The organism is Cypionkella sp. (assembly GCF_034376685.1).
In the GTDB taxonomy this organism is placed as follows: Bacteria; Pseudomonadota; Alphaproteobacteria; order Rhodobacterales; family Rhodobacteraceae; genus Cypionkella.
The window spans coordinates 34,805-53,948 of record NZ_JAXMJJ010000091.1 but is presented as its reverse complement, the minus strand read 5'-3'; the positions used below and the strand labels follow the sequence as shown (position 1 = coordinate 53,948).

Sequence of the window (19,144 nt, the reverse complement as noted above, 5' to 3'; positions counted from 1 at the left end):
CCTTGGTGCAGGGCCACCCGCCCCCATCTGATTTAAGACAGGAGATTTTCATGGACTTCGACCAGTTCCTCGGCAGCGGTGCGGTCTTCGCTGCCATCGCGCTTTTCATCATCGTCGCCTTGTTCAAGGCCGTGCGGATTGTGCCGCAAAGCGACAAATACGTCGTCGAACGTTTGGGCCGTCTGCGCTCGGTCCTGGGGCCAGGCATCAACTTTACCGTGCCGTTTCTGGACCGCGTGGCGCATAAGGTTTCGATTCTGGAGCGTCAGTTGCCTACCGCGCACCAAGACGCCATCACTACCGATAACGTGCTGGTCAAGGTTGAAACCAGCGTGTTCTACCGGGTGATCGCGCCGGAAAAGACCGTTTACCGGATCAAGGATGTCGATAGCGCCATTGCCACCACCGTGGCCGGGATCGTGCGATCTGAGATCGGCAAGATGGAGCTGGATCAGGTGCAATCCAACCGCAACGAGCTGACCGCCAATATCCGCGAACATGTCCGCGCGATGGTGGAAGATTGGGGCATCGAGGTGACCCGCGCCGAGATTCTCGACGTGTCGTTGGATGAAGCCACCCGCCACGCCATGATGCAGCAGCTGAACGCTGAACGCGCACGTCGGGCGCAGGTCACGGAAGCCGAGGGCAAAAAGCGCGCGGTCGAGCTGAACGCCGATGCTGAACTTTACGCCGCCGAACAGGGTGCTAAAGCCCGCCGGGTGCTGGCCGATGCCGAGGCTTATGCGACCGAAGTGATCGCAGGCGCGATCAAGGAAAACGGCATCGAGGCCGCGCAGTATCAGGTGGCGCTGAAGCAAGTCGAGGCGCTGACCACCGTGGGCCAGGGCGCGGGCAAGCAGATGATCATCGTGCCGGCACAGGCTTTGGATGCCTTTGGCGATGCCTTCAAGATGTTGAAAGGGCGTGTATAAATGTGGAATGTCTGGTGGGTGTGGATCGCTGGCGGCTTTGCTCTGGGCGTGGCCGAGGTGCTGCTGCCCGGCTACATCTTCCTTGGTTTCGCTGCGGGCGCGGTGCTGACCGGGGTGCTGTTGGGCATCGGTCTGTCGGTCAGCCTGCCGCTGCTTCTGCTGATCTTCGCGCTGCTGTCGCTGGCATCGTGGATCGGCCTGCGCCTCACGGTTGGGGTGAAAAAGGGCCAGGTCAAGCTGTGGGACAAAGACATCAATGACAACTGACGCGCGCTGATGGATTTTGTCGGTGCAAAGGTGGCGCTGCTGTGCGGCGACACCCTGCTGACCTATCTGCGCGATGACAAACCGGGTCTGGCTTGGGCTGCGATGTGGGATCTTCCCGGTGGCGGTCGTGAAGGCGATGAGACGGCTGAGGCCTGTTTGCTGCGCGAGTTGCACGAGGAATTTGGCCTGCTGCTGCCGCCCGAACGGCTGATCAGGCGCAAAGTTTGGCCCAGCATGATGGATGCCGCCCGGCCTTCGGTGTTCTTCGCGGGCAAGATCACCGCCGCCGAAATCGCTGCCATCCGCTTTGGCGACGAAGGCCAGTATTGGCAAATGATGCGGGTGGCCGAGTATTTGGCCCACCCACAAGCCATCCCGGAATTGCAGCGCCGCGTTGCCGTGGCGCTGCCCGATCTTTAGAATATGCCCGCTTTAGCCGACCTTGCAGGCCGCCATCACCGCCATGTTCAGAATGTCGTTCACCGTCGAATTGGTGGAACAAATCTGAATAGGCTTTTTCACCCCGGTCAGAATCGGCCCGATTACCGTCGCACCGGCCATTTCCTGCATCAGTTTGACCGAGATCGACGCCGAGTGCCGCGCCGGCACCACCAGAATATTCGCCGGGCCTGACAGTCGGCAGAACGGATATTGCGCCATCACTTCAGCATTCAGCGCGACATCTACCGTCATCTCGCCCTCATACTCAAAATCCACGCCCATCTTGTCCAACACCTTGGGGGCTGCGTGCATTTTGGTCGCGCGTTCCGACACCGGATAGCCAAAGGTTGAAAAGCTGACAAACGCCACCCGAGGCTCCAACCCCAGATTGCGCGCCACCCCGGCAGCTTTCACCGCGATATTGGCCAGATCAACCTCATCCGGCCATTCATGCACCAGCGTGTCGGCAATCAGCACGATCCGGCCCTTGTGCAACAGCGCGGTCACCCCCACCGCGCCATCCGAGGCTTTGGCGTCAAACACATGGTTGATCAGCGAAAGCACATGCGCCGATTTGCGGGTAACCCCGGTGATCAGCGCATCGCCATGACCGTGATGCAGCATCAGCGCCGAGAACACATGCCGATCCCGGCCAGCCAGACGATGCACATCATGGCGGTCAAAGCCATCACGTTGCAGGCGCTGATACAGAAACTCTTTATAGGCTTCGAGATGCCGCGAATTGGCGGCGTTGACGATCTCCAACTCGCGCACCGCATCGCCAAGCCCTGCGGCTTCCAGCTTTTCCTTCACATCGGCCTCGCGGCCGACCACCAAGGCCTTGCCCAAACCGGCGCGCTGATAGGCAACCGCAGCCCGCAACACCCGCGGATCATCCCCCTCGGCAAAGATCATTCGCGCCTGGGCCTGCTTGGCCCGCGCATGGATGCCCTGCAGGATGCTGGCGGTCGGGTCCATCCGCGCCTTCAGGCTGTGTGCATAGCCCTTCATGTCGATGATCGGACGCCGCGCGACCCCGGTATCCATCCCGGCTTTGGCGACCGCAGGCGGAATCACATAGATCAGCCGAGGATCAAACGGCGTCGGGATGATGTAATCGCGGCCAAACGACAGCTTGCGCCCGTAAGCCATCGCCACCTCGTCCGGCACATCTTCGCGCGCCAAGGCGGCCAAAGCGCGGGCGCAGGCGATCTTCATCTCATCATTGATCGCGCGGGCATGAATGTCCAAAGCGCCGCGGAACAGATAGGGGAAACCCAGCACGTTATTGACTTGATTGGGATAATCGCTGCGCCCCGTTGCCACAATCGCATCGGCGCGCACCGCATGAGCTTCTTCCGGTGTAATCTCGGGATCGGGATTCGCCATCGCGAAGATCACCGGATTATCGGCCATCGACCGGACCATATCCTGCGTCACCGCGCCCTTGGCCGAAACGCCCAGAAACACATCCGCCCCCACCATCGCCTCATCCAAGGTGCGCAGATCGGTGCGCGCGGCATGCGCGGATTTCCACTGGTTCATGCCCTCGGTGCGGCCCTGATAGATCACGCCCTTGGTGTCGCACATGATGCAGTTGTCGTGCGCAGCGCCCATCGCCTTCATCAGCTCAAGGCAAGCGATCCCCGCCGCCCCCGCGCCATTCAGCACAATGCGCACTTCGCCGATTTTCTTGCCAGAAATCTCCAGCGCATTGATCAGCCCCGCTACACAGATCACCGCCGTGCCGTGCTGATCGTCATGGAACACTGGGATGTCCATGATTTCCTTCAATCTTTGCTCGATGATGAAACACTCGGGCGCCTTGATATCCTCAAGATTGATGCCGCCAAAGGTCGGCCCCATCAGGGAAACCGCCTTGATGATCTCTTCCGGGTCTTCGGTGTCGAGCTCAATGTCGATGGCGTTCACATCGGCAAAGCGCTTGAACAGCACCGCCTTGCCTTCCATCACCGGCTTTGACGCCAGCGCGCCCAAGTTGCCCATGCCCAGAATGGCGGTGCCATTGGAAATCACCGCCACCATGTTGCCCTTGACGGTGTAGTCATAGGCCGTGGCCGGATTGTCAGCGATTGCCTGCACAGGCACCGCAACGCCGGGCGAATACGCAAGGCTCAGGTCGCGTTGCGTCGCCATAGGGGTCGAGGCAACAATCTCATACTTACCGGGGCGCGGTTCCAAATGGTACGCAAGCGCCTCTTCCGGCGTGATTTTCATTTTAGTCATCAGGGGGCCATCCTGTTTGTCTGCAAGTCTGTCGGTGATAGCGATGCGCAGCCCGCACGCATAGAGCCTTTCCGTCGCGCACCCGGTTTTGTAGGGTGCGGGGCGATCAGGGGGATGAATGTGAGCGACGACACCGTAACGCCGATGATGGCGCAGTATCTGGAAATCAAAGCGCAGAACCCCGGCGCTTTGCTGTTCTACCGTCTGGGCGATTTCTACGAGATGTTTTTTGAGGATGCCGTCGCCGCGGCCGAGGCTTTGGACATCACTTTGACCCAGCGCGGCTTTCACAACGGCAAGCCGATTGCCTTGTGCGGCGTGCCCTACCATGCCGCCGAGGGCTATCTGCTGACGCTGATCCGCAAGGGTTTTCGGGTGGCGATTGCCGAGCAGATGGAAGACCCCGCCGAGGCGAAAAAGCGCGGTTCCAAATCGGTGGTGAAGCGCGATGTGGTGCGGCTGGTGACCCCCGGCACCTTGACCGAGGATTCGCTGCTGGAAGCCCGGCGGCACAACTATCTGGTGGCTTTTGCCGAAGTGCGCGATGAGTCCGCGCTGGCTTGGGTCGATATTTCCACCGGCGAATTGCGGGTGATGCCCTGCCCCGAGGTGCGCTTGGGGCCGGAACTGGCGCGGCTTGCCCCGCGTGAGGTGTTGGTGTCCGAGGCGCGGGAACGCGATCTGGCGTTGATCGTGACCGAAGCCGGGGCGGCTGTGACGGCGCTTTCGCGCGGCAGTTTTGATTCCACCAGCGCCGAACGTCGGCTGTGTGCTTTGTGGAATGTCGGCTCGCTGGACGCTTTTGGCAGCTTTGGTCGGGCCGAGATTGCCGCGATGGGCGCGCTGGTTGATTACCTCGACCTCACCCAGCGTGGAAAATTGCCGTTGCTGCGCTCGCCCGTGCGCGAAAGCGCCAACAGTGCGATGCAGATTGATGCGTCAACCCGGCGCAATCTGGAACTGACCCAAGCCTTATCGGGCGGCCGCGAGGGGTCTCTGCTGGCCGCCGTGGATCGCACGGCCACCGCAGCAGGCGCGCGGCTGTTGGAGCGCCGTATTTCCAGCCCCTCGCGCGATCTGAGCGTCATCCATCAGCGGTTGGACTCGGTGCGGTTTCTGCTAGGGCAGAGCCGTTTGCGCGAAGATCTGCGGGAAGATCTGCGCCGCGTGCCGGATATCGACCGCGCGCTGTCGCGGCTGGCATTGGAACGCGGCGGGCCGCGCGATTTGACAGCGATTCGGACCGGGCTGACGCAGGCAGAAAGCATCGCCGCTCGGCTATCAGACGTGCCGCCTCTGCTGGCCGAAGCCGCGAAAGCGCTGGTTGGTCATGGCACGCTGATCGACCTGCTGGATGAAGCTCTGATCGCCGAACCGCCCCTGATGGCGCGCGATGGCGGCTATATCGCGACGGGATTTGACGCCGATTTGGATGAAACCCGCCGTTTGCGCGACGAAGGCCGCGGCGTGATTGGGCAGATGCAGGCGGAATATATCGCGCTGTCCGGGGTGCAAAGCCTGAAGATCAAGCACAACAATGTGCTAGGCTATTTCATTGAAACGACCACGCTGCACGCCGAGAAGATGTTCGCAGCCCCCTTGTCGGAAACCTTTATCCACCGCCAGACCACCGCCAATCAGGTGCGCTTCACCACCATTCCCTTGAACGAGATTGAGACGAAGATCCTCAACGCTGGCAATCGGGCGCTGGAGATCGAAAAGCGTCACTATGAGGCGCTTAGAGCCGCAATTTTGGATCAATCTGGCCCGATTGGCGCGGCGGCGCGCGGGCTGGCGGAGATCGACCTGAGCGGGGCTTTTGCTGATCTGGCTGCGGCGGAGAACTGGTCTGAGCCGAGGGTGGACAACAGCCACGCCTTCATGGTGACGGGCGGGCGGCATCCGGTTGTCGAACGCGCCCTGCGCAGACAGGGCGGGGCTGCGTTTGTTGCCAATGACTGCGGCTTGACCGAAGAAAAAACCCCGGCGATCTGGCTTTTGACCGGGCCGAACATGGCGGGTAAATCGACCTTCCTGCGACAGAACGCTTTGATCGCGCTGCTGGCGCAGGCGGGCAGCTTTGTGCCTGCGGCTTCGGCGCATATTGGGCTGGTCAGCCAGTTGTTCAGCCGCGTCGGCGCCTCGGATGATCTGGCGCGCGGGCGCTCAACCTTCATGGTTGAGATGGTCGAAACTGCGGCGATCCTGAACCAAGCCGATGATCGCGCCTTGGTGATTTTGGACGAGATTGGCCGCGGCACCGCGACCTATGACGGTCTGTCGATTGCTTGGGCGACGATGGAGCATCTGCACGAAACCAACCGCTGCCGCGCTTTGTTCGCAACGCATTACCATGAAATGACAGCGCTTTCCGGTAAGCTGGCGGGGGTTGAAAATGCCACCGTCACCGTCAAGGAGTGGGACGGTGAGGTGATTTTCCTGCATGAAGTCAAGAAGGGTGCTGCGGATCGCTCATATGGCGTGCAGGTGGCGCGGCTGGCCGGGCTGCCTGCCACGGTGATTGAACGAGCAAAGGTGGTATTGGAGGCGCTGGAATCCGGCGAACGCGAGGGCGGGTCGCGACAGAAAGCACTGATTGACGATCTGCCGCTGTTTCGGGCGATGCCAGCGCCTGCGCCGAAGGTGGTTGTGAAGGAGTCTAAGGTGGAGGCGACGCTGAAAGACGTGCTGCCGGACGAGCTGACACCGATGCAGGCGCTGCGGCTGGTCTATGAGTTGAAAGATATGCTGAAAAATTGAGTCAAGTTTATTTGCTCTTTCGGAGATACTCCACGGGAGGGAGGTCACATTGGCCATCGGCCAATGTGACTGGGAGGGTGTGAAACCCTCCGGCTCCAGCCAAGCAATCAGCCTTGGGTATTCGACGACACGCCAACCTGCGCCGGACGCAGCAGGCGGTCATGCAGCATGAAGCCGACGCCCATCACCTGAATAATTTGCCCCGCTTTGGTGCCCGGCAACGGGGCTTCGAACATCGCCTGGTGCTGCTGCGGATCGAAAACCTCCCCAATCGCGGGGTTGATCTCATCCACGCCATGCTTTTTCAGCACATTGGTCAGCTCACGCAGGGTCAGTTCCAACCCTTCGATCAAAGCTCCGGCCTGCGCGCGGGTTTCCTCGGTGGCGGCATCCAGCGCGCGCTTGAGGTTGTCATAGACCGGCAACATATCCCGCGCTAGTTTCGAGCCGCCATATTGCTCGGCCTCGCGGCGATCGCGCTCACCGCGCTTGCGGGCGTTTTCGGCATCAGCCAGCGCGCGCATGAAGCGGTCACGCATATCATCGCGCTCGGCGCGCAGGGCGTCGAGTTCTTCAGCTGCGACAAAATCTTCCAGACCTGCGAGATCTTCGGCCTCTGGGGCGGTGTTTTCCTGCGCCATCTTCGTCTTCCTTACATACGTTCCGTCTTTGGCCTGCCTTAGCCCGAACCACGTTCGGACAAAAGCCTGCCGACCAGTTGGGCGGTGTAGTCGACGATCGGAACAATCCGGCCATAGTTCAGCCGGGTCGGTCCGATCACGCCCACCGCACCAATGATCTTGCGATCAGCGTTCATATAGGGAGAGACCACCAGAGAGGAACCCGAAAGTGAGAAGAGTTTGTTCTCGGAACCGATAAAAATGCGCACACCTTCGCCAGTTTCGGCCAATTCCAGAAAATCGGCGATATCACGCTTGCGTTCGAGGTCGTCGAACAGGATGCGGATGCGGTCGATGTCTTGGGATTCGGCCGAGTTTTCGATCAGATTGGAACGGCCGCGCACAATCAGACGCTCGGCATGTTCATCTGAATTGTCCCAAAGTGCGATGCCACTTTCGACCAGCGCGCGGGCCAGCGAATCAATCTCCTGACGCCGGTTGGCGATATCCTGGACGATATTGCGGCGCAGTTCTGAAAGCGTCTTGCCCTCGGCCAGCGCGTTGAGGAAATTCGCCGCCTCGCGCATCGACGACGGGGTTTGGCCGGGCGGCGGGGTAAAGACACGGTTTTCGACATGGCCATTGGCAAAGACCAGCACGACAAGGGCGCGGTCGGCGGCGAGGCTGACAAACTCGATATGGCGGATCGGTGCTTCAGCTTTCGGGGCCAGCACGACGGAGGCCCCCCGGGTGATGCCCGAGAGCGTGCCGCCGATATGATCCAGCAGGCTGGTGATATCCTGATCATTGCTGGCCGAAGCTGTGTCGATCAACTGGCGATCCTCGGCGGCCACCGTGCCGACTTCGAGCAGGCCATCGACGAACATCCGCAGCCCCTGCTGGGTGGGAATCCGGCCCGCCGAGATGTGCGGGCTGTCGAGCAGGCCCAGAAGTTCAAGATCCTGCATGACATTGCGGATGGTCGCGGCAGAAAGCCGTTCCGACATGCTGCGGGTCAGCGTGCGCGAGCCGACCGGATCACCGGAGGCAAGGTAGCCTTCGACGACGCGGCGGAAGACTTCGCGGGAGCGGTCGTTCATCTCGGACAGGATCTTGGCGCCATCGCTCATTTGGGAATCCCTGCTGCTCACCTCCATTAAGGAGGCTCGGCTGCGAACGTCAATGAGGGTTGCATCGGAGTGGGGCGCGGGACTATCTGGAACAAAGCGAAAAAGGATGATGCGATGCGCCCCTCTGGTCGGAAATTGAACGAAATGCGCGCGGTTTCTATGGAAATCGGCGTGATGAAACATGCAGAAGGCTCTTGCCTGATCAAGATGGGCGAGACCCATGTTCTGTGCTCGGCCACGATTGAAGACAAGGCACCGCCGTTTCTGAAGAATACTGGTTTGGGCTGGGTGACGGCAGAATATGGCATGCTGCCGCGCGCGACGAATTCGCGGATGCGTCGCGAGGCGGCAGCAGGCAAACAATCTGGCAGAACACAAGAAATTCAACGGCTTATCGGGCGGGCATTGCGCGCTGGCGTGGACCGCTCGGCTTTGGGCGAGCGGCAGATCGTGATCGACTGCGATGTGATCCAGGCCGATGGCGGCACCCGCTGTGCCTCGATCACCGGCGGCTGGGTGGCTTTGCGCTTGGCGATGAACAAGCTGTTGAAGGCTGGGGTGATTGTCAGTGATCCGATGATCGACCATGTCGCAGCGGTGTCATGTGGGATTTATGCCGGGCAGCCGGTGTTGGATCTGGATTACCCTGAGGATTCCGCAGCGGGAACGGATGGCAATTTCATCCTGACCGGACGGGGACGGATGATTGAGGTGCAGATGTCGGCCGAGGGTGCCACCTTCTCGCGCGATGAGATGGGCGAATTGCTGGATCTGGCCGAGTCCGGGGTTGCCAGGCTGGTTGCGGCACAGAAGGCGGCTTTGGGGTTGGCGTGATGCGGAAATTCTCGGGCAACCGGCTTTTGGTGGCGACGCATAATCGCGGCAAGCTTGAGGAAATCGCCAAGCTGTTGGAAGGATTTGGAATTTCGGTGGTGTCGGCGGGCGAACTTGGCCTGCCGGAGCCTGCTGAAACCGAGGATAGTTTTGTTGGCAATGCCAGGATCAAAGCCCATGCCGCAGCACAGGCAAGCGGCCTGCCTGCGCTTTCCGATGATTCCGGCATCACGATTGATGCCCTTGATGGCGCTCCGGGTGTTTATACGGCAGATTGGGCAGAGACCCCGACCGGGCGGGATTTTGTCATGGCGATGCAGAAGACCTGGAGCAGGTTGGAAGAGATTGCCGCGCCGGAGCCTCGGTTAGCGCAGTTTCGCTGCACCTTGGTTTTGGCATGGCCGGATGGCCATGATGAAGTGTTTGAGGGTGTGATGCCCGGACAGGTGGTATGGCCGATGCGGGGCGATCAGGGGCATGGGTATGACCCGATCTTCCAGCCTTTGGGCGGCGATTTGACCTTTGGGGAAATGGACCGCTGGCAGAAGAACCAGATCAGCCACCGGGCTGATGCCTTTCGCAAATTGGTAGAAGGATGTTTCACGTGAAACATATCTCGACAGGCTCGCCGTTTGAGGCGACGATGGGCTACAGCCGCGCCGTGGTGAAGGGCGGCTGGTGCTTTGTCTCGGGCGTCACCGGGTATGACTATGCCACGATGCAGATGCCCGACGGCATTGCCGATCAGGCACGCAACTGCTTTACCACGATCACCGGCGTTCTGGCTGAGGCCGGGTTTGACATGGCTGATATCGTCCGCGTGCAATATACCGTGATCGCAGCAGATTTGGTCGATGATCTGGTGCCGGTGCTGGGTGAAGTCTTGGGGCAGATCCGGCCCGCCGCAACCATGGTGATTGCGGGATTGATTCGCCCCGAGATGAAAGTCGAAATCGAAATCACCGCGTTCAAAGGCTAGCAATGGAAGACTGGCAACATGGCGGCTTTGGGCTGTATCTGCATTGGCCGTATTGCGAGTCGAAATGCCCCTACTGCGATTTCAACAGCCATGTCGCGACGCAGATTGACCAAAGCCAGTGGCAGCGCGCCTATCTCTCAGAAATTGATCGACTGGGGCAGGAAACCCAAGGTCGGATTCTGAACTCCGTTTTTTTCGGTGGAGGCACCCCGTCTCTGATGGCCCCAGATCTGGTTGCGGCGATCATCGAGCGTATCCGCGCGACCTGGCCCATGTCGAACGATCCCGAAATCACCCTTGAAGCCAATCCGGGCTCGGTTGAGGCGGGTCGCTTCAGGGGGTTTCAGCAGGCAGGCGTGACGCGGGTATCAATGGGCATGCAGGCGATGAACGATGAGGATTTGCGCAAACTTGGCCGCAAGCACACTGCGCAAGAGGCCAGACAAGCCTTTGACATTGCACGATCTTGCTTTGATCGCGTCAGCTTTGATCTGATTTATGCGCGCCAAGATCAGACCCTGACCGCGTGGCGCGAAGAGCTTGGCCGCGCGCTGGAATTGGCGATTGATCACTTGTCGCTCTATCAGTTGACCATTGAAGACGGTACCGCTTTCGCTGACCGGTTTGCAAAGGGCGGGCTGAAGGGCCTGCCCAGCGAAGATCTGTCCGCCGAGATGTTTGAGGCGACACAAGAGCTGTGTGAGATGGCGGGCTTGCCGGCTTATGAGGTCTCAAACCACGCCAAAGCCGGCTGCGAATCCCGTCATAATCTGATCTATTGGCGTGGCGGGGATTACATTGGCATCGGTCCCGGAGCGCACGGACGGATGACGCTCAACGGGCAGCGGTGCGCGACCGAGGCCCCGAAATCCCCAGCGCTGTGGCTGGGCATGGTGCAATCTCGCAAAATCCCCGAATTGCCGCGCAGCGTTCTGACGATGGAAGAGCACAGCCTGGAGTATCTGCTGATGTCGTTGCGGCTGAGCGAAGGCCTGGATCTGACGCGTTATCAGAACATTTCAGGCAAAGCGCTCAATTCGCAGAAAATCCAGGATCTGTCAGAAATTTCCATGGTTGAGACGCATGGCGACCGGCTGCGGACGACGCCGCAGGGCCGCATGGTACTGAACGCCATCCTCCGCGATCTCGCAACGTGTTAAGGCTTCGCGGGTCTAGAATTCAGCATCGCGCGGTATCACCGACAAAACCCGGCAGAGCAAATCCAGCTGATCCAACGAGCGATAGCTGATTGTCAGCTTGCCGCCCTCCCCGCCTGGCAGGTGATCAATTTGCACTGACATGTGCAGATTGGCCGAAAGATCCGACTCCAGCGCCCGTGTATCGGCATCCTTTTCGCCGCGCTGCCGCAGGGCCCGACGCTTCGCCGGGTCGACGGCGGATTTTCGCACCAGTTCTTCGGTATCCCGCACCGAAAGCCCGCGTCCAACCACCTGCCGCGCCAGTTCCGTGGCGTTACCGCTGGTGATCAGCGCCCGCGCGTGTCCGGCCGACAGCGTGCCAGATTTAACCATCTGCTGCACATCATCGGGCAATGCCAACAATCGCAGCAGATTGGCAATATGGCTGCGGCTGCGCGACAACGCCTCGGCGATTTTTTCCTGGGTGTGGCCAAATCGGTCCATCAGCTGTCGATATGCCAGCGCTTCCTCTATGGAATTCAGTTCTGCGCGCTGGATATTCTCGATGATTGCAATTTCCAGCACTTCAGAATCGCTGAACTCACGAACAATCACTGGTAATTCATGCAGTTGCGCGATTTGAGCCGCCCGCCAACGTCGTTCCCCGGCAACGATTTCGTAAAGATCCTGATTGGCCTTCCTGCGCACGATCAGCGGCTGGATGACCCCCTTTTGACGTAACGAATCGGCAAGATCCTGCAACGCCTGTGGCTCAAAATCGCGGCGCGGCTGATCGGGGTTCGGAACGATCTTTTCAACCGGCAGCATCAGCTCAGAACGACGCGTCTCGGCTGCGGCAGAGATCACGTCAAGGTTCACATCCGCCATAAGCGCAGAAAGGCCGCGGCCCAGCCCGCGCCGATCGAACTTCTTTTCCATCAGATGATCTCCTCTTTGAAACGATTCCGAACCGGATGCCGCAGTAAAATCTCGGACGCAAGGGCCCGGTACGCCTCCGATCCCTTTGAGGCACTGTCATAGCTGAGGACGGGTTGCGCATAAGACGGCGCTTCACTGAGCCGCACATTGCGCGGAATCATGGTCTTGAACACCAAATCACCCAAGGTCGAGCGCGCATCATGCTCGACCTGCTGTGAAAGCCGGTTGCGGCCATCCACCATTGTCAGGACAACGCCTTCAATGCGCAGCCCCGGATTGGCGCTGCGCCGGACCTCCCGAATGGTCAGCATCAGCTGCGACAAGCCCTCAAGCGCAAAAAACTCGGCCTGCAAAGGAACCAGAACGGCATGACTGGCCACCATTGCGTTGACCGTCAGCAGGCTCAGCGACGGCGGGCAATCTATCAGAATGAAATCAAGATCTAGCGTTTCAACACGAGGTTCACGCAGGGAATCATGCAACAAAAAGCTGCGCTTCTCATTCGCCACCAGCTGAATATCGGCGGAAGACAGGTCGGCACTGGAGGGACAGAGCAGCAGCCCGGGGAACTCGGTGCCGACGACCGTTTCGACAAGCGGTGCTTCATCCAACAGCAGATCATATGTGGTTTTCTTGCGATCCGTCGGCGCGAATCCAAGCCCGGTCGAAGCATTGCCTTGTGGATCCAGATCCACCAACAGCACCCGCGCGCCCTGTTCAACCAAAGCCGCAGCCAGATTGATCGCGGTGGTTGTCTTGCCCACTCCACCCTTTTGGTTGGCAATCGAGAGAATGCGCGGCCCGTCAGTGCCGATGAGGTCATGCATGGCGAATACCCCTCAAGGCCAAAACCAGCGCAGCGGGATCAGTGTGGCTTTGCGCCTGCTCAAGGTCGAATCGCCATAGCTGCTTGGCGTCCTGAACTTCGCGCGCAGCCGCTGCCCCTTTTGGAAAGATCGCCACACCTTCGGGCTTCAGATGCCGGAATGCAAAATCACACAGGCTGGACAATGGCGCCAGCGCGCGTGCCGTCAACACATCCGCATTCTGTGGCTCAAGATCTTCAATACGCTGCGTTTTAACGCTGACAGCCACATCCAGAAGCCGCGCGGCCTCTAACAGAAACACCGATTTTCGACGATCCGATTCCACCAGAACCATATTGGTTCCGGGATGCAGTTCTTTCGCAAGAATCGCCAGAACCATACCCGGAAACCCACCACCGCTGCCCAGATCGCACCAAAGCTTGCCTTGAAACGGAATGTGCTGGATGAGTTGGGCTGAATCAAGAAGGTGCCTGTGCCACAGATCAGCGATACCCGCTTTTGAAACAAGATTAATCGCAGGATTCCATTTTTCAACCAGTTCGCAATAGTCAAAGAGCCTCTCCAATGTTTCACGTGAAACATTCAGCCAGTCCGGAACCACAACCTCGGCACGATTCATTGTGCGACGGCCTCTCGCCGAGCTTTGCGGATATGCGCCAAAATCAGCGTCAGCGCTGCCGGTGTCATGCCTTCGATCCGCGCCGCCTGTGCAAGATTAGCAGGGCGGATATGCGACAACTTCAATCCCAGCTCGTTCGAAAGACCCGGCAAACCCGTGAACACGAAACCGCCCGGTATCTCCGCGGATTCCTCCCGCTTCAAAGCCGCAATCTCCAGCTTTTGCCGGTCAACATACTGCGCATACAACGCATCCGTCGCTGTCTGCTGCTGAATCTCTGGCGTGAATCTTGCGAACTCCGGCACCAGTTCGGCAATTTGCCAAACAGTCACATCCGGCAAGGCCATCAGCGCCTGCGCGGTGCGCCGTGCGCCGTCCTGACTAAGCATAATGCCAACCTTGTGCAATTCTGTCGGTGAGAATGCCTTTTGCTGCAAAATGCCCGCCGCAGCTGCAAGCCTCTCGCTCTTCGACAGGAACGCTGCCTTGCGGTCATCCCCAACACACCCCAAATCAAGCCCTACCGGCGTAAGTCTTTGATCTGCATTGTCGGCTCGCAGCGTCAGGCGATATTCTGCGCGCGATGTGAACATGCGATAGGGTTCGGTGACACCACGCGTTGTCAGATCGTCAACCATAACTCCGATGTAGCTTTCAGCACGGCTAAAATGCACAGGATCCTTTGCTTGCGCCAAGGCCGCTGCGTTCAGACCGGCCAGCAGACCCTGTGCTGCCGCCTCTTCATAACCGGTGGTGCCATTGATCTGACCGGCAAGAAACAGGCCCGGCATCGCCTTCAACTGCAACGAAAGATCAAGCGCGCGCGGGTCAAAATAGTCATACTCAATCGCATAGCCTGGCTGCGTGATCCGCACATTCTCAAGCCCGACAATAGAGCGGACATAGGCCTCCTGCACATCTTGCGGCAAGGAGGTCGAAATCCCGTTGGGGTAGACCGTGCTATCATCCAGCCCTTCAGGCTCCAGGAACACCTGATGCGACGTCTTGTCGGCGAACCGAACGATCTTATCCTCGATGGACGGGCAATACCGCGGCCCGATCCCCTCAATATGACCGCCATACATCGCCGACCGGCTCAGATTTTTGCGCACGATCTCATGGGTGTTCTCATTCGTGTGGGTGATCCCGCAGGCAATTTGCCGCACCTGCGGTTGCTTGTTCATGAAGGAAAATACCACGGGATCTTCATCACCCGGTTGCACTTCCAACACATCCCAATTGATCGTGGTACCATCCAGACGCGGCGGCGTACCGGTTTTCAACCGGCCGCGCGCCAGTCCCAGCGCTGCCAACTGCTCTGCAAGCAGCACGGATGGTCGATCCCCCATCCGCCCACCCGGCCGCCGCTGGTCGCCGACGTGAATGACGCCATTCAAGAAAGTGCCCGTCGTCAGGACAACTGCACCCGTCGTCACATCCACAGAATCTGCCAGAGTAACACCAGTCACTCTGCCGTTTTCCTGTTTCAATGCAACGACTTCGCCTTCCAGTATCGTCAGGTTCGCCTCAGCACTTAACAAATCCTGAATCGCAACCCGATACAGTTTTCTGTCGGCTTGTGCCCTCGGCCCCTGCACTGCCGGGCCCTTGCGCCGGTTCAGCAAACGGTACTGAATCGCAGCACGATCCGCCGCAAGACCCATGATGCCGTCCATCGCGTCGATTTCTCGCACCAGATGGCCCTTGCCAAGCCCGCCGATTGCCGGATTGCACGACATCACACCGATGCCATCACGGCGCAACGAGATCAAAGCCGTCCGTGCGCCCATCCGTGCAGAGGCCGCTGCCGCTTCAGCGCCAGCATGGCCACCGCCAATGACAATCACATCAAAATGTTTCACGTGAAACAACCTCACTTCCCGATGCAGAAACTAGAGAATATCTCATCGAGCAGATTCTCGACATCGATTCTTCCCAGCATAGCTTCCAAAGCGCGCATTGACGCGCGCAAATCCGCCGCAACCAACTCTGGCAAATCCTGCGCCTGAACCATGTGCCGCTGCGCCGATTCCAATCCAGACACCGCCGTCTGCATCGCGATACGCTGACGCTCACGGATCAGCAAGCCCGCAGAGGCCGCCCGCCCTGACAGCCGCTCCGCAATCTCGGCGATAAGCCAATCAACTCCGGCCCCGGTCTTGCCCGAAACCGCGCGCGCCACGCCCTCACGCATATCCGCTTTACCCAACACCACCAGATCATCAACCTCTGGCGTCAGCATCAACACCTCATCAGCATCTGCCTGCAAAAACACCCGCAGGTCAGCCTGCCGCGCCCGATCCAGCGCGCGTTCGACGCCAAGACGCTCAATAAAATCCGTTGAATCGCGCAGCCCTGCCGTGTCCAACAAAGTAACCGACAGCCCAGCGATATCCATCCGCACCTCGATCACATCCCGAGTGGTCCCCGCAATTTCCGAGGTGATCGCCGCCTCCCGCCCCGCTAAAGCATTGAGAAGTGTAGATTTTCCAGCGTTTGGCGCGCCAACGATCGCCACCTCAAAACCATCGCGTATCCGCTCTGCCGCGACCGCGCCCGCCAACTCGGCGCGCAATTGCACCAACAACCCGTCGATCAGAGCTGTAACCTCCGGCGTCACATCCAGTGGCACATCCTCATCGGCAAAATCAATCGTCGCCTCGATCAAGGCCGCAGCGCGCACCAGATCCAACCGCCACGCCTCGACCCGCTGCCCCAAAGCCCCCGACAACACCCGCAACGCCTGCTTGCGTTGCGCCTCGGTCTCTGCGTCGATCAAATCGGCAAGGCCCTCGACCTGCGACAGATCAAGCCGACCGTTCTCCAGCGCCCGTCGGGTAAACTCGCCTGCCTCGGCCATCCGCAAGCCATCAAGCGCCGCCAGAACCTGCAACACCCGCGCCACAACCGCCGTGCTGCCATGCAGCTGCAACTCGGCACTGGCCTCGCCGGTAAAGCTTGCACCCTGCGCAAACAGCACCACCAGCGCCTCGTCCAACACTTCACCCTGCCAGATCAAACGCCGCAGCCCAGCCTGCCGCAGCCGAGGTGGCAGACACAGCTTGGCCACGGCATCATGTGCCATTGGCCCGGAAAGCCGGACCACCGCAACGCCCGCCTTACCCCGCGCCGAGGCGAGGGCAAAAATCGTGTCCATAGCCAAGCCCTTGATGAAAGCGTGTCAGGTTTGAATAGAAACGTTCTTATCGAAAACGCGTTCAAGCGGATGCAGGAGCCAGCGTTTTCGATTCAATCTGAACCCGCCGCGCTCCAGAAACGCTGGTTATGCGTTCATCGACTCGAAGAACTCACCGTTGCTTTTGGTTTGCTTCAACTTCGAGATCAGGAATTCAATCGCATCTGTCGTGCCCATCGGGTTCAGAATCCGACGCAACACATAGGTTTTCTGCAAATCGGTCTTCTCGACCAACAGATCTTCCTTCCGGGTGCCGGATTTCAGAATATCAATCGCCGGGAACACCCGCTTATCGGCGACCTTACGATCCAGCACGATCTCGCTGTTACCCGTGCCCTTGAATTCTTCAAAGATCACCTCGTCCATCCGGCTGCCGGTATCAATCAGCGCAGTGGCAATGATTGTCAGTGATCCGCCTTCTTCGATATTTCGAGCCGCACCGAAGAACCGCTTCGGCCGCTGCAGCGCATTGGCATCCACACCACCGGTCAACACCTTACCCGAAGACGGCACCACCGTGTTGAATGCGCGGCCCAGACGGGTGATGCTGTCCAACAAGATCACCACATCGCGTTTGTGTTCAACCAGACGCTTGGCCTTCTCGATCACCATCTCGGCCACCGCCACATGCCGCGTCGCCGGCTCGTCGAAGGTCGAGGATACAACCTCGCCCTTCACCGAGCGCTGCATGTCGGTAACTTCCTCGGGCCGCTCGTCGATCAGCAGCACGATCAGATAACATTCCGGGTGGTTGACCGCGATAGAGTTGGCAATATTCTGCAACAACACGGTCTTACCGGTACGCGGCGGTGCCACGATCAAGGCGCGCTGGCCCTTGCCGATCGGGCAAACCAGATCAATGATTCGGGCCGAGCGATCCTTGATCGTCGGATCCTCGACTTCCATCTTCAACCGTTCATCCGGATAAAGCGGCGTCAGGTTGTCGAAATGCACCTTGTGACGGGCTTTTTCGGGGTCATCAAAGTTGATCCGCGTGACTTTAGTCATGCAGAAATACTTCTCATTGTCGCGTGGTGCCTGAATCACGCCCTCAATGGTATCGCCGGTGCGCAAGCTGAACTGCCGCAGAATATCGGGTGAGACATAAATATCATCTGGTCCGGGCAGATAGTTGGCGGACGGCGAGCGCAGAAATCCAAAGCCATCCTGCAGCACTTCCAGCACACCATCGCCGCCAATTTCCCAACCTTCTTCGGCATGCTCTTTCAGGATCGAGAACATCATCTCGCCCTTGCGCATGCTTGGCGCGTTCTCAATCTCCCATTCTTCTGCCATCGCCAGCAGCTCGGCCGGGGTCTTGGCTTTCAGATCAGCAAGATTCAAATGCTCAACGGTCATCGGGAATTCACCTCAGGCGCGCGACCCCACACTTGGGCCAGCAGCAGCAATGTCAATGGAAAGCGGAATGGCCGAATGGCCGCGCTGGCGTCCACCTAAGACCAGCCTGCGCCCAAGTCAAGGATTTCAAATGAGCGATTTCAGAACTTCACGATGACCGAGATCACGATAATCATCATAAGCAACGTCGGCACTTCGTTCATCATACGATACTGTCGGCCGGTAAGGCGGTTGCTGCCCGCCACAAAATCCTTCCGCCGCCACCCCAGCCAGTGATGAAACACCGTCATCGCAATCACACAGAACGCCTTGGTCCAGGGCCAAACCGCCGTCCAATCCACAATGCCCGGCGTGAACACCAAGCCCAGACCAAACACCCAGGTCGCCACAGACGCGGGATTGATGATCGCCTTCAGCAATCGACGTTCCATCACCTGAAACATCGCATCGGTGGCAGATCCTGCCTCCACCTGTTCGACATGATAGACAAACAGCCTTGGCAGGTAGAACAGCCCCGCCATCCAGGCAATCACCGAGATCACGTGCAAAGCTTTTATCCAAGGATAATACGTCGCCAGAAAGTCGCCCACAGGATCACCTCACTTCTTAGCTTCTTCTTAAAGAATAGATTCTAGAAAGATAGATGATGATGTAGGGGCCGTGGATAACAGAATTTCCCGGGTTCTCCCGGTATCTATCCCCAAGTCCGGGGCTGTGTGTAACTTTAGAACAGTTTCGAGAGTGCGAATTTATACATTATAAATCAATGTGATACTCGAAAATTATCCGATACAAGTTGCTCCACAGCTTCTGGATATATCGCTCGCGCACAACTTTACTTTTGCGCCATCCCCA

The 19,144-nt window shown here is 59.0% G+C and carries 18 protein-coding genes; 8 read left to right on the top strand and 10 right to left on the bottom strand.

The window, feature by feature from the left end; translation table 11 throughout:
* Positions 1–50 precede the first annotated feature (50 nt).
* Genes U1A24_RS17190 through U1A24_RS17180 form a run of 3 tightly spaced genes read left to right on the top strand, consistent with a single transcriptional unit; the run spans position 51 to position 1,619 of the window.
* Positions 51–932, top strand: coding sequence for an SPFH domain-containing protein (locus U1A24_RS17190; protein ID WP_322323210.1), 882 nt, complete (start codon positions 51–53; stop codon positions 930–932).
* On the top strand, positions 933–1,199 hold the full coding sequence (locus tag U1A24_RS17185; RefSeq protein ID WP_322323209.1) for a hypothetical protein: 267 nt from the start codon (positions 933–935) through the stop codon (positions 1,197–1,199).
* A gap of 9 nt (positions 1,200–1,208) precedes the next feature.
* Entirely contained in the window at positions 1,209–1,619 is a 411-nt protein-coding gene (locus U1A24_RS17180) for an NUDIX hydrolase (RefSeq protein ID WP_322323208.1), read from the top strand.
* A 12-nt stretch (positions 1,620–1,631) separates the two neighbouring features.
* Here U1A24_RS17180 and U1A24_RS17175 read toward each other — a convergent pair whose 3' ends face one another.
* Positions 1,632–3,887: an NADP-dependent malic enzyme gene (locus U1A24_RS17175; protein ID WP_322323207.1), complete on the bottom strand. Its 2,256-nt coding sequence runs from the start codon at positions 3,885–3,887 to the stop codon at positions 1,632–1,634.
* Positions 3,888–4,001: 114 nt separating this feature from the next.
* On the opposite strand from U1A24_RS17175, the gene mutS reads away from it, so the two are divergent.
* Positions 4,002–6,647 carry a DNA mismatch repair protein MutS gene (gene mutS / locus U1A24_RS17170; RefSeq protein WP_322323206.1) on the top strand — a complete coding sequence of 882 codons (2,646 nt, stop codon included), beginning with the start codon at positions 4,002–4,004 and terminating at the stop codon, positions 6,645–6,647.
* Positions 6,648–6,754: 107 nt separating this feature from the next.
* On the opposite strand, the gene U1A24_RS17165 is transcribed toward mutS, so the two are convergent.
* Positions 6,755–7,288, bottom strand: a complete 534-nt coding sequence (locus U1A24_RS17165) for a nucleotide exchange factor GrpE (RefSeq protein WP_322323205.1) — start codon at positions 7,286–7,288, stop codon at positions 6,755–6,757.
* A 38-nt stretch (positions 7,289–7,326) separates the two neighbouring features.
* A complete protein-coding gene (gene hrcA, locus U1A24_RS17160; RefSeq protein WP_322323204.1) occupies positions 7,327–8,397 on the bottom strand; it encodes a heat-inducible transcriptional repressor HrcA in 1,071 nt (356 codons plus the stop codon).
* 114 nt (positions 8,398–8,511) lie between these two features.
* Here hrcA and rph point away from each other — a divergent pair, with 114 nt between their 5' ends.
* From rph to hemW, 4 genes are read left to right on the top strand one after another with little or no spacing between them, the layout of a single operon-like run.
* Complete coding sequence (gene rph, locus U1A24_RS17155; RefSeq protein WP_322323203.1) at positions 8,512–9,231, top strand: ribonuclease PH; 720 nt, start codon at positions 8,512–8,514, stop codon at positions 9,229–9,231.
* Complete coding sequence (rdgB, locus tag U1A24_RS17150; protein ID WP_322323202.1) at positions 9,231–9,839, top strand: RdgB/HAM1 family non-canonical purine NTP pyrophosphatase; 609 nt, start codon at positions 9,231–9,233, stop codon at positions 9,837–9,839. Before rph ends, rdgB begins: the two co-directional genes overlap by 1 nt.
* Complete coding sequence (locus tag U1A24_RS17145; protein WP_322323201.1) at positions 9,836–10,210, top strand: RidA family protein; 375 nt, start codon at positions 9,836–9,838, stop codon at positions 10,208–10,210. The genes rdgB and U1A24_RS17145 overlap by 4 nt, the downstream gene beginning before the upstream one ends.
* A gap of 2 nt (positions 10,211–10,212) precedes the next feature.
* Positions 10,213–11,370: a radical SAM family heme chaperone HemW gene (gene hemW, locus U1A24_RS17140; RefSeq protein WP_322323200.1), complete on the top strand. Its 1,158-nt coding sequence runs from the start codon at positions 10,213–10,215 to the stop codon at positions 11,368–11,370.
* A gap of 12 nt (positions 11,371–11,382) precedes the next feature.
* Here hemW and U1A24_RS17135 read toward each other — a convergent pair whose 3' ends face one another.
* From U1A24_RS17135 to hemJ, 7 genes are all read right to left on the bottom strand, one after another.
* Entirely contained in the window at positions 11,383–12,288 is a 906-nt protein-coding gene (locus tag U1A24_RS17135) for a ParB/RepB/Spo0J family partition protein (RefSeq protein ID WP_322323199.1), read from the bottom strand.
* Entirely contained in the window at positions 12,288–13,115 is an 828-nt protein-coding gene (locus tag U1A24_RS17130; protein ID WP_322323198.1) for an AAA family ATPase, read from the bottom strand. The genes U1A24_RS17135 and U1A24_RS17130 overlap by 1 nt, the downstream gene beginning before the upstream one ends.
* A complete protein-coding gene (gene rsmG / locus U1A24_RS17125) occupies positions 13,108–13,734 on the bottom strand; it encodes a 16S rRNA (guanine(527)-N(7))-methyltransferase RsmG (RefSeq protein ID WP_322323197.1) in 627 nt (208 codons plus the stop codon). The genes U1A24_RS17130 and rsmG overlap by 8 nt, the downstream gene beginning before the upstream one ends.
* Positions 13,731–15,596 (bottom strand): tRNA uridine-5-carboxymethylaminomethyl(34) synthesis enzyme MnmG, encoded by a 1,866-nt coding sequence (gene mnmG / locus U1A24_RS17120; RefSeq protein WP_322323196.1) that lies wholly within the window; start codon positions 15,594–15,596, stop codon positions 13,731–13,733. Before mnmG ends, rsmG begins: the two co-directional genes overlap by 4 nt.
* Before the next feature lie 11 nt (positions 15,597–15,607).
* A complete protein-coding gene (gene mnmE, locus U1A24_RS17115) occupies positions 15,608–16,891 on the bottom strand; it encodes a tRNA uridine-5-carboxymethylaminomethyl(34) synthesis GTPase MnmE (RefSeq protein WP_322323195.1) in 1,284 nt (427 codons plus the stop codon).
* Between the two features lie 126 nt (positions 16,892–17,017).
* A complete protein-coding gene (rho, locus tag U1A24_RS17110) occupies positions 17,018–18,289 on the bottom strand; it encodes a transcription termination factor Rho (protein WP_322323194.1) in 1,272 nt (423 codons plus the stop codon).
* Positions 18,290–18,429: 140 nt separating this feature from the next.
* Complete coding sequence (gene hemJ / locus U1A24_RS17105; protein ID WP_322323193.1) at positions 18,430–18,879, bottom strand: protoporphyrinogen oxidase HemJ; 450 nt, start codon at positions 18,877–18,879, stop codon at positions 18,430–18,432.
* Positions 18,880–19,144: the final 265 nt, after the last annotated feature.